This is a genomic window from uncultured Dokdonia sp., assembly GCF_937910895.1.
In the GTDB taxonomy this organism is placed as follows: domain Bacteria; phylum Bacteroidota; class Bacteroidia; order Flavobacteriales; family Flavobacteriaceae; genus Dokdonia.
Map to the genome: position 1 here is coordinate 1 of NZ_CALEMI010000037.1, position 12,069 is coordinate 12,069.

Below are 12,069 nucleotides of genomic sequence, written 5' to 3' on the forward strand. Positions count from 1 at the left end.
CACTGGAATTTCTTTTTGCGCCAAGTGCATAAAAGGAATGGTCGCTTTCTTCATAACATAAAAAGCCGTTGACTTTAAAAGATCAGGATTATAGCGTATCGTCCCATCAAGACTTAAGTTAGCTTTTATAATGGGATTGCGCATTTGTAAGAGTACATTGGAAATGCCTCCAAAACTAAATCCCATCGTCCCAACACTATTCATGTCAGCCGATGGAAATGTAGCGATCTCTTTGATAAGAAATTCAAGGTCTCTGGCTTGGGTTTCTATAGCGCGTTCTGGTTTTTGAAAACGTTTGGAATACGTTCCCTGACTAGGACTCGCAATCACGATATATCCATGGCTTGCTAATAATTCACATAACGCAAAATTTTCTATAGAAGCATATTCAAAACCTGGCGCGTATATAATCACAGGAAAATGTCCCTTGGCAGTAGGAATGTCTCTAAAAGCAGTGGTCGTTTCCGTAAGATGCTGCTGATTCTCTGGCGTGTTTTTATAGTAAAACCAATCTAATAAAGAATAGTTAGGTACGTGTTCCCATTCTTCCTCTTCTTTCAATACTTCCATATAATTCAAAACGGACAAGGGTTGCCTATTTTCAGTAGCGACCGTTGAAGGATACCAGATACTCACAGGAATAGGGCGGAAGGTAGGGGTTGCATTGATATCAGGTTTTGAAATATAGGTACGTGTGCTATCTGTAGCCGTATAATGCGTAAAACCAACGGTATAGTTTCCGTTTTTTAGCTGTAAATCTTGTAAGGAAGTTTGGCTATAGGTTGTTTGTAACAGGATAAAAAACAATACAATGGGTAGTGCTGATTTCATAGTGGATTGGTTGTGTACACTATTAAAGATGCCATTTGTATCAGAATGTTACAGTTGGGATGGTATGTATACAAAAAAGACACTCTTTTGGAGTGCCTTTTCTAGTATGTATATCGGGATTTTTATTTTATTGCTTTCGCGAAAGCGTCCTCACCACCCACAACAGGAAGTGAAAGGGTCGTTTTTTTAAGATCTACAGTCAATTGCGTACCTGGTTTTGGATGTAGGGTAAACTCGTTGTCACTCGAAAAAATCATCAAGCCGATCTGCTGTCCTTTCGGAATGACCTGATCATCGGGCATTAAGTCAAAGGTAACATCGTAAAATGTCTTAGCAATGAGTGGTTCTCCATTGCGTATCGAGCTATGATTTTGAGGATCTGCCCATCCACGAGTAATAATATTATCAGTGATTTTACCCCCATCTTCCCAAGGTAAGGATACGAGCCAAACAGAAAGGTTTGCCGCAGGTTTATTGCTGGCAATACTTACGGTTACTTTTGGAATTCCAGAAATATGTACATCTTCTGAAAGTACAGGCGTAGCATACAACAAACGGTTTTTAGACGTTGCTGCTTTAGCATGATCTGCTCCTTTTATAGTGTAGTCATCTGTAAAGAATTCTGGTGTTGCTTTTTCATTTTGAGAAGTACTTAAAAGTCCTTTTTTTGTTCCTCCAGTTGCTGGATATAAAGTGACATTTGAGGCATCAGGATTTGGATATTCTGGATAGGCTGTAGGATCGTCTATTTTGTCATCTTCACGTACAATCCAAGCCCGTGCATCATTTTCTACGCCATTTTCAACTCCGTGTAAGTATCTTGTAAACCAACGATTACGCATTTTCATAGGAGGCGGACCTCCATGTCCTTTTTGATGATAAAAAATTTGAGCGGGAATTCCCTGTACTTTGGCTTGCGCATAAATACGATAACTATGCTCTGGCATCACATTCCAATCATTAAATCCATGAGACATCAATAATGCAGCTTTCATGGGCTTCATCTGATTCAGGTAATCTCTTCCAGCCCAGAAGTCGTTGTAATCTCCTGTAATACGATCCATTCCATTTTTCATCTCGGTATCACGTACGGTCTGATTATTATAAGGACGTTTTGACTCATCCCCACTATGTATAAAATCATACAACACATCAATATCTTCTCCGAGATACCCACCTGGAGAACGCACCAATCCATTAGAACGGTAATAATGATAATAGGAAGTATTAGGTGCAATGGGAATGATGGCTTCTAATCCTTCTACGCCTGTAGTTGCTGCTGCGAGTGGTAATGTTCCATTATAAGAAGTTCCAGTCATTCCTACTTTTCCTGTCGACCAGAAAGCATCTACAGTTTCATCACCATCTGGTGTGGTATATCCTTTTCTTTTTCCTGTAAGCCATTCGATGACAGCTTTTGGCGCTAGGGATTCATTGGGGCCACCTACGGTAGGGGCTCCTTGCGAAAGTCCTGTGCCAGGCGATGATGAGTGTACTACAATATAGCCTCTGGGAATCCAAGTTTTAGTATGTGAGTTTGAAATGATAGGACGCTCTCCGGTACGTTTTACTTCTGGGTGTAGACGTTCTTCTGCAGTTTCGCCAAGTTCATGCTCCACATTCCAATTTGGAGTATCTGCGGCAACTCCTGCAAAATAAGGACTACTCACATACACGACAGGAAGCTTTAAGCCTTCGGTTTCGGTTTGTTGTGGGCGTGTGACAGCTACGTGCATCCGATCCATTTTGTCATCGCCGTCGGTATTAAAGTCGGTTTCTACCCATAAGTCGTGACGTATCCAGCTCTCTGGATCTTCAAAAGCAGGTACTATCTGTGCTTCGCCATTTTCAAATATAGGCGTTGTTTTAGGACCTGTTTCTTGTTTGCAAGCCATGGTAAAACTTACCAAGAGAATTAAAAGAAAGCTGATATTGATATTTTTTTTCATAGGGAATACTGAATAGTAAATAGGGATAGAAAGATAGGAATATTCTATGGGAATTTGAAGTGGGTGTTTATTTATATAGTTTATAATAGGAAAAAGGCTTTGGCCACTCTTCTCTTGGTTTAAATGCAATGGCTACTTCTTGATCATCTAATGCAGATTCTGTCAGCACCACATGATCTTCAAAAGTTTTTGCTTTTTGAAACTCTTTGTCATTTACTTTACACACTACTTTATAAAAAGTACTAGACACCCACGTTTGCATATCAGCATCTTCTTTAAATTTTAAGTAGGTAGCAAGTGAGGCATGTGCTGCGGCTAATATGGCAAATCCTTCAGAGACATCGTCTTTAATGAGAATATACATTTTCATAGTATAAGGTAGCTTATGAATTTAATGGCGCATCGTAGGTTTCATCTAATCGCTCTATATCAATGGCAATTTTATCTTTTTCGTATGTCACGAGATACGCAAACTTTTGTCCCCATTTGATTTCTGCTGGTTTATAGGAAGAGCGAGAATAGACAGTTTGAGAAAAAGATTCATCAAAGGCTTTGATCGTTACAATAAACTCGGCATCTTTCTCTTCTAGATCCTCTGCGGTACATGCGTGCAGCGGACTTGTATCACTGATGGGGTGCACTACTGTCCACACAGAGGGTAAGAACACTACTTTAGATCGTTCCAACTCTAAACTAAAGAAGTCCCGTAGTTCGGATTGTTCTCTTCGTAATGAAAGTGATACGGTTACTTCTACTTCCAATAGTTGATTCTCCTGCACATTCACGACTCTAAACATAAAGCCATTAATATCTTGATAAGGAGCTATTACGGCATGCGCACTGTATTTAACCGTCGCTTTGGGTTTTGAAAAACGACCATAAAGCATCCCCGTTGCCAGTGCAAATGAAAGTAAGCCTAACATAGATTCTGTAGCAGCAACAATATTCGCCATAAGTCCTAAAGGTGCTACACGCCCGTATCCTAAAGTGGTGATGGTTTGTGCGCTAAAGAAAAAAGCTTCCATAAATTGCTCAAAAGTGCCTCCTATCTGTTTCATTCCCGTTAGGTTCTCTACACCGATTAACATATAGATAGAAGCAAATACAATATTAACTGCAAAATAACCTAGAAGAATACCCCCTAAAAATCGAGGCCAAGGCATAGAAACCAACGTATGGAAAAAATTAACTCGTTCTAAAAAAGATACATTTATTTTCCGAACATTGAAGGTACCGTCTTTATTGAGAGTACGATATACCCCAGACGTTTCTTTTACACCTAATCCTAAGTCATTGTATTTTTTCTCCGTGTATTTTTCAGTAGCCTTTTTGGGACTCATGGGATTGTAATTTCTATTTTTTACAATATGAAGATAAAAAGAAATACTATCTGTATTTAAGCTAGTATTTTTATAAGTGTAATTTAATCCTCTGGCAAGGCTTCAAAGACTGTACGTTTACTCTCAAACCACGCCTGCATGGCTTCTGGTGAACTCATAAGTGCCTTCATATTATCCATGGCTTCTAGATGTGCTTTGTCCTTTGCTTGAAACATTTCTGCCCCATGTTGTTTACTCATTCCTACGATTTCTTCAAAAGTATGTGCTTGAAATGTGGTCTCGCAAGCACCCCCTAATTGTTTGCAAGTCATTGTTTTCATAGATGGTTGTTTATAATAATGTATACTTGATACGTATCAAAAATAAGCTAATTACTACTTATGTATCTATTAAATATTTTTTTAATGCATTATAATCACGAATCTGTATGGCTACTTTCTCCTTGCTCATCAAGTCTTTAACTTGCTCTGGAAGCTCTGTATATGTTCCTACAATTGGCGTTACAGCTGGTAAAAACTTCACAGGATGTGCTGTTTCCAGAAAGACTCCATACGCATCAGGATGGTCTTTTAAATAATCCTTTAATCCTAAATAACCAACGGCTCCGTGAGGATCAACAATGTACTCGTATTTTTTATACAGTTCACGGATGGTAGCACGGGTTGCATTATCGCAGTAGGAACGTGAGGTAAGCTTTCGCGAAAGCGTACCCAGATCGTTTTCAAACAACCGCAATACACGTACGAAGTTGCTAGGATCACTCACATCCATCGCATTACTGATCGTAGGCACTGTCTTTGTAGGCGCATACACACCCGATTGCATAAACCGTGGAATCGTCGTATTGCTGTTTACCGAAGCGATAAATTGCTGTACGGGCATTCCCATACGGTATGCCATCATCCCTGCACAAATATTTCCAAAATTCCCACTCGGTACTGAAAAAACCAATGGCTTCCCTTTCTTTTTAAGTGCTTTATAGGCAAATAAATAATATAACATTTGCGGTAACCACCTGGCAACATTAATGCTATTGGCTGAGGTGAGTTGGCGTCTGTCTGTAATGTCCTCATCCAAAAATGCACGTTTGACCATGGCTTGGCAGTCATCAAAGGTACCGTCAACTTCAAAGGCGGTGATGTTTTCACCAAGCGTTGTCAATTGCTTTTCCTGAATGTCGCTCACCTTCCCAGAAGGATAGAGGATCACTACTTTAATGCCAGGCACTTTATAAAATCCTCGCGCTACGGCGCCGCCTGTATCCCCGCTGGTTGCGACAAGTACGGTAACCTCTACGGTTTGATTGCGTTGTTGTAAAAAATGACCAAGGCAACGAGCCATAAAACGAGCGCCTACGTCTTTAAATGCCATGGTGGGACCATGAAAAAGCTCTAAAGTAGCCACCTGCTCTTCGATCTCTACGATAGGGAAATCAAAAGACAAGACATCGGTAACGATAGCACGCAGAGAAGCATCATCGATGGTATCTCCTACAAAAGGTTTCATAGCGATACAGGCGATTTCTTCTTTGGATAGATTTTCTATGGTATCCCAAAAAGAAGCAGGTAACTGCGGAATCTCCTCTGGAAAGTACAATCCCTTATCTGGCGCAATCCCTCTGATGACAGCTTCGTCAAAAGTTACAATAGGTGCTTTTTTATTTAGACTATAATACTTCATATATGTGTCTGCGTGAGCGGTTTTCATGCCCGTCCTTCGACGTATCGCTCAGGATAAACTCCGGTGGGTATCTGTTTATAATATTACTTGGAGGTTTTCACACCTCCCTCAATTCCCTCTCTGTCCTTTGGACATCTCTCCCGAAGGGAGAGAATTGTATTCAAGAGGCATTTTAGTTCCCCTTTTTTGGGTTAGGGGGCTTTTCACACCTCCCTCAATCCCTCCTTTTTAGGAGGAAAGTTATTATTTTTAGTTCCCCTTTCGAGGGTTAGGGGGAGTTAGTCGATTTGCATACACCCCATCCCACGTATTCGGCTAGCGTAGGTATCTACGGCTAGATTTTGTTGTTTGTAATAGGCTTTACTCGCTGTGAGATAGGTTTCTATATGCGCTTTCGCGAAAGCGAATGCAAACATACTAGGACCACTTCCCGAAATACCAAAGGCAATACATCCATGTTGCTCTGATAACACTTTAATAGCATCAAAATGCGGAATCAATTGCTTGCGATATGGCTCTACCAAGACGTCCTGAATACTCTCTACAAATAACTGTTTATCCCATTCATACAGGCTTGCCACAAAGCCAGCAAGGCGTTGTGCTTGGATAATAGCGTCTTTTAAAGGTACTTCTTTTGGGAGAATGGCTCTGGCATCTTTGGTCGCAATCTTAATATGCGGATGCAAAATCCCAACATATACCGTCTCCATCGGGGGGAGCGGAATAATGCGTAAAGGGTTATATCCTGTAATGAGCGTGATCCCTCCATAGATGCAAGGCGCGACATTATCGGCATGCTCATTTCCACTGGCAAGCGCTTCTCCTTTCATCGCGTATGTTGTCAATTCTAAGTTGGATCTCGGTGTTTCTAGTAACTGATTAATTCCATACACCACACCCGCCGCACTAGCAGCACTACTTCCAATCCCACTTCCTGAACGAATTTTTTTATGAATCTCAATCTCAATTCCAAAGTCGGCTTGAATGCCTTCTAGCATTGCATGACCAGCAACACCCGCTACATTTTTATGCGCTTCCATCGGGAGATCTTCTCCTGTAATAGCCGTAATCGTGACGCCAGGTTTGGTTACTTTACGAACCACCATCTCATCACCAATACCTTCTAGCGCAAACCCCAACGTATCAAACCCGCAACTAACATTTGCAACAGTGGCTGGGCAATATATTTTAACTTCATTTTTCATATCTATGCCTGCGTAAGCGAGTTTCTTTACATTCCCGCCCTTCGACTATCGCTCAGGATAGACTCCGGCGGGAATCTCATTTTCATTAACATAATTATTTCTAAAATAGCGTATTGTTCTATTTTAGAGTAGTACTCTATTTTTGTTTCCCCTTTAGGGATTAGGGTGCTTTTCACAACTCCCTCAATCCCTCCTTTCTAGGAGGGAAGTTATTGTTCCCCCTTTGGGGATTAGGGGGCCTGTCTTAATCTAATAATATCTGAGAACAATCCGCTGGCAGTGACATCTCCTCCGGCACCAGCACCCTTAATAATCAATGGCTGATCGGGATAGCGTTCTGTATAGAAAAGTACAATATTATCTTTACCTTCCAAATTATAGAACGGACTTTCTGAGCCTACAGATTGTAAGCCAACACTCGCTAAGTTGTTTTCTAATTGTGCTACGTATTTTAAACGACGTCCTTGCGCTGAGGCTTCACTCACTAAGGCTTCAAAATGACTAGCATCTTCTTTAAGGGTTTCAAAGAAGTGAGGGACGTCTGTACTTTCTAGATTTTTCTTGGTTAAGAAAGGAGTATTGACAATATCCTTGAGTTCGAGTTCTAATCCTGCTTCACGTGCAAGAATAAGTATTTTGCGGGCGACATCGACACCACTCAAATCAATACGCGGATCGGGTTCTGTGTAGCCTTCTGTTTTGGCTTGTTGCACCACATCGTGAAAACTATCTCCCGACTCAAAATTATTAAATACAAAGTTGAGACTTCCAGAAAGCACGGCTTGTATTTTGGTAATACGATCTCCCGATGCCATCAAGTTTTTAAGGGTGTCAATAATAGGAAGCCCCGCGCCTACATTGGTTTCAAATAGAAAGGGGGCATTGTATTTTTTACTGAGACGCTTCAGTAAGCTATAATTTCCCATCGCACTCGCACACGCAATTTTATTACACGCCACCACGGCAATACTGTTGCGTAAATAATGGGCGTAGGTCATAGCTACGTCTTCATTTGCGGTAATATCTACAAATACGGAGTTACGTATGTTAAGGTTTTGTACGCTTTCGCGAAAGCGTACCATATCTGCCTTCTCTCCAGCAGCGAGTTGTGATTGCCACGTAGCGAGGTCAATACCTTCTTCCTGAAAAAGCATGGTTCTACTATTGGAAATTCCGATGACACGTAAGTTGAGTTTCAGGTGTTCTAAAAGGTAGTCTTGTTGTTGTTTAATCTGCGCTAAGAGTCGACCACCAACGTTACCAACGCCCATAATAAAGAGGTTGAGTTGCTGACTTTGATCTTCAAAGAAGCGCTCGTGTAAGCTGTTGAGTGCTTTTCCAACATCTTTTGAAGCAATGACTGCTGAGATGTTTTTTTCACTGGCGCCCTGAGCAATGGCTCTGATGTTGACATTGTTTTTCCCGAGGGTACTAAACATTTTGCCAGAAATGCCTTGATGGCTTTTCATTTTTTCGCCTACGAGCGCAATGATCGCAAGGTCTTTTTCGATAAGAACAGGATCAATTTGGTGTTTCGAAATCTCATAGGCAAAGGTGTTTTCGATCGCCTCTTTTGCTTGTTGTGCATCTTCTTGAGAAATTCCCAAACATATACTATGTTCACTAGATGCTTGTGTAATTAAGATCACATTAATAGCTCGTACAGACAAGGTTTCAAAAAGGCGTTTTGACGTTCCTGAAATACCAATCATTCCAGCACCTTCAAGGGTAAGTAGCGCAATATCATTGATATGACTAATTCCTTTGATAGGATTGTTTTTTCCATTCACTTGATTTGAAATACAGGTACCTGCTGCTTCTGGATCAAAAGTATTTTTAATATACAGAGGAATGTTCTCTTGCATCACAGGGGCGATGGTAGGCGGATAGAGTACTTTGGCACCAAAATGTGATAATTCCATCGCTTCGTGATATGATATCTGCGAGATAGGCTGTGCTTGTTTTACCAGTGTAGGATTGGCACTGTACATTCCGCTGACATCGGTCCATATTTCTAGCGCATCTACTTGGAGTGCCGCCGCGAGAATCGCTGCGGTATAGTCAGAGCCTCCACGTCCCAAAGTACTGGTTTCTCCAGCTTCTGATCGTGCAATAAAACCAGGCAAGATCGTAATGGTCGCTTTTCTATCTTTAAAATAGTCTTGAATAGCGGTATAGGTTTGCTCCATGTAGACCATAGCTTTGGTGTGCGATGCATCGGTGATAATCAAATCACGGGTATCTTTATGTTGTGCTAAAATGTCTTGCGCTAGGAATGCCCCCGTAATCATAATCGAAGAGGTGCGTTCTCCAAATGAAGTAAGCTTGTCAATCGTTTTGAGCGATAGCTCATTAATCAAGAAAATTCCTTGTAATAAAGCTTCTAGATCATTCATTAAGCGTTGAATCTCTGTGAAGGTTTCTTCACTTTTTGTCAATGCTTTTGTGTAGGTAAGATGTGTGTCTTTAATCTCTTCAAAAATAGCGGTATATGCCGTGTCTTTTTGTGAAGCTAGCTGTCCTGCGAGGAGTAACTTATTGGTGATACCCCCTAATGCCGAAACGACAACGGCTACTTTTTCTTGTTGCGCACGTTCTTTTACAACGGCAATGACTTTTTGTATGCTTTCAGGACTTCCAACGGAAGTACCTCCAAATTTGAGTATTCTCATAATAATGCCCATAAAATGGGTGATTTTAGTATCAATGATGGTTTGATATTATATAGTAGTTGTACGTATATACTTGTGATACCGATAAACGGATATGGAAATAGATGATATGAATAGCTTATGACCCCAAAGGGGTAATCGTACCAATGGTAGAAATGGTCGACGTATTTATAAATATGTATGCTGCTGTTATCATATACTTTATGAAAATTAAAAATACTCTTTTTAAGTTAGTGAGCAAGCAATCCGGTTCATTTTTACGGAATTAAGAATAATAGCCTTTTATTTTATTGGAACTGTAAATGAATGTAGGTTTTATTGCATTTTTTGAAAATAGTACTACACCGCTGATTTTTACAAAGAAGTTATTTTTAATATAAATTACATTCCTATGGTGAATCCAAAACCAAGTCTTCCGCCTTCGGGACCGTTAAAATAACTTAGATTGGCTTTAAAAACAGCAGCAGTTGAAAATCGTAAACCTCCTCCATAACTATAATGAAGTGTTTTGCTTTGTTCTTGGGTAATCCATACCCTTCCTGTATCATACCCTACATATCCTTGTAGTCGGATGGGAAAAAAAGACGTTTTTATAGGTTTAAATTTATAAGCGACATCTATAGAACCTGTAAGTGCTTGTTGCCCTCTAAAACGTCCTTGTCTGTAGGAACGTAAATTAGTATCTGCCCCTAAAGTGGCTAATTTATAGAAAGGAATCTCATCTCCAAATCGCAGTTGTCCCGCAATTTTTGTTTTGAATACTAAATTTCTAGGTCTGTCAATAGCATTCCAAAAGGTAATCGCAGGATCAAATGTACCTACGGTGTTGGTACTCGTAAGTTCATCAGAGAATGCTGTTGTTAATTTAAAATGCATTCCTCTGGTAGCAAACCGCTCGTCATCTACACTTTTATACTCATACGTTCCTGCTACTGTAAAATAGGATGCATCGCTGAAAAGCGGAGCGTCTGTATCTGCATTAGCTAAATCTATGTTTTCATAAAGCACATCCACTTCGGCAGAAGTTCCATACTCACCATTGTAATAGGTGCCGATTCCTGCGGTTAGGTATTGTAATGAAATCCTATTTGCATCAAAAGTAGAAGCTAGGTTTGTAGTATTATTTCCTACCCCAAAAAAGTTTTGGGTAAAATTGGCTGTTGTCGCACGTCCAAAGGCTTTAAAATTCCAATCGTGAAAAAGATGCGAGCGATGCCAAGATAGGTTTACATCTGCCGCTTGCGTTAATGAAAAGTAACGGGCATCTAGTTCGATTTTTGAGGTAAACGGATTTCGTTCAAATCCCATTTTCATAGAACTATATTGGATTCTTGGAGTGATTCCGTCGTCAGGATTGTAGGTGGTTTCTAGACCGAACGCTGCTTTTGAGTCAGGTCTGTGTTCGCTATCATAAATATGATTTTCATAAATGTCGTCTATATGAAAACTCGCTTTTCCTTTTTGTACAATCGTATTTTTATACGATTTCTGATCAAATACGGAGATATTTTTACCACCTTCAATCATATACGTGTCAGTGTCTAAACCTCCAGAAATAACGACATTAATGGAACTAGCATACGTTGCTTTTACGTCAAATATATCCTCGTTATCTAAGCCATAAATCCAGAGGTGTTCAGTTTCTGTTGTGTAGAAGGTTCGATCAAAAAGGAGTGTTTCTTTAACGCCATCTTTCATACGATACGCTGTTACGTGTACATCTCCTTCGGCGGTATTTACGATGCTAAAATGGTCTTTTTTATCGGTTCCTTTCAAGGATTGAAACGTAGCGAAATCATCATAATAACGCGATACGATATCTGTCAGGTTACGCTTTCGCGAAAGCAAATCCTTCTGTATGCCCATCCATACGTCATCTTGAATTTCTATAGGCGCTTCACGGAATGCGCTGGCAACAACTTCTGGTGTGATGTTTTCTTGAATATACGCTACTTCTTCCAACCAAACGGACTTGTCAGATCGTTGAACTAAGGCTCTATCTAAGTTAATCGCACTTTGACTAAATTGTTTTATATGCGGAATGTCAGGTCCGTATTTTCCAAATTGTCTAGCACCGCTCATGAACTTTTGTGTGGTTTCTAAAATATTCCCATCAAAATTTGCAAAAGCCTGATCCCGATCCCGAGGGACTGCGATATAGTTGGTAATGCCTTTTTTCTCATCTACTTTGTCCTGTGCCCATCGCCATTGATCTTCATGACGGTCCCAATCTCCTACCAGCATATCAAAAATACGAGCGCGTATATAGCTACGTTCGTCAAGCTGTAGTTTTTCATTCTCACGGAGTTCCTTAAAAAGATCTGATGTACTTTCTACTTCTTTACTATGGTTAAACATGTGAGATTTGTTGAAATCTTCATCGGGTTTTTCT

7 protein-coding genes and 2 pseudogenes are annotated in these 12,069 nt (G+C 40.3%); all 9 read right to left on the reverse strand.

Annotation, left to right across the window (positions count from 1 at the left end):
- Positions 1 to 831, reverse strand: a pseudogene (locus tag Q0505_RS04155) (alpha/beta hydrolase); the annotation flags it as partial.
- 122 nt (positions 832 to 953) lie between these two features.
- The gene (locus Q0505_RS04160; RefSeq protein WP_299209230.1) at positions 954 to 2,780 is read right to left on the reverse strand and encodes a Xaa-Pro dipeptidyl-peptidase; all 1,827 of its coding nucleotides are present in this window, start codon (positions 2,778 to 2,780) and stop codon (positions 954 to 956) included.
- Positions 2,781 to 2,847: 67 nt separating this feature from the next.
- On the reverse strand, positions 2,848 to 3,150 hold the full coding sequence (locus tag Q0505_RS04165; protein ID WP_299209233.1) for a peptidyl-tRNA hydrolase: 303 nt from the start codon (positions 3,148 to 3,150) through the stop codon (positions 2,848 to 2,850).
- Between the two features lie 13 nt (positions 3,151 to 3,163).
- On the reverse strand, positions 3,164 to 4,120 hold the full coding sequence (locus tag Q0505_RS04170; protein ID WP_299209236.1) for an ion channel: 957 nt from the start codon (positions 4,118 to 4,120) through the stop codon (positions 3,164 to 3,166).
- Between the two features lie 83 nt (positions 4,121 to 4,203).
- Positions 4,204 to 4,440 (reverse strand): DUF1059 domain-containing protein, encoded by a 237-nt coding sequence (locus Q0505_RS04175; protein WP_299209239.1) that lies wholly within the window; start codon positions 4,438 to 4,440, stop codon positions 4,204 to 4,206.
- A 58-nt stretch (positions 4,441 to 4,498) separates the two neighbouring features.
- Complete coding sequence (thrC, locus tag Q0505_RS04180; RefSeq protein WP_299209245.1) at positions 4,499 to 5,800, reverse strand: threonine synthase; 1,302 nt, start codon at positions 5,798 to 5,800, stop codon at positions 4,499 to 4,501.
- Positions 5,801 to 6,078: 278 nt separating this feature from the next.
- Positions 6,079 to 7,005 (reverse strand): homoserine kinase, encoded by a 927-nt coding sequence (locus Q0505_RS04185; protein ID WP_299209242.1) that lies wholly within the window; start codon positions 7,003 to 7,005, stop codon positions 6,079 to 6,081.
- A 230-nt stretch (positions 7,006 to 7,235) separates the two neighbouring features.
- Positions 7,236 to 9,677 (reverse strand): bifunctional aspartate kinase/homoserine dehydrogenase I, encoded by a 2,442-nt coding sequence (gene thrA / locus Q0505_RS04190; RefSeq protein WP_299209247.1) that lies wholly within the window; start codon positions 9,675 to 9,677, stop codon positions 7,236 to 7,238.
- A 381-nt stretch (positions 9,678 to 10,058) separates the two neighbouring features.
- Positions 10,059 to 12,069: pseudogene (locus Q0505_RS04195) on the reverse strand (hypothetical protein); the annotation flags it as partial.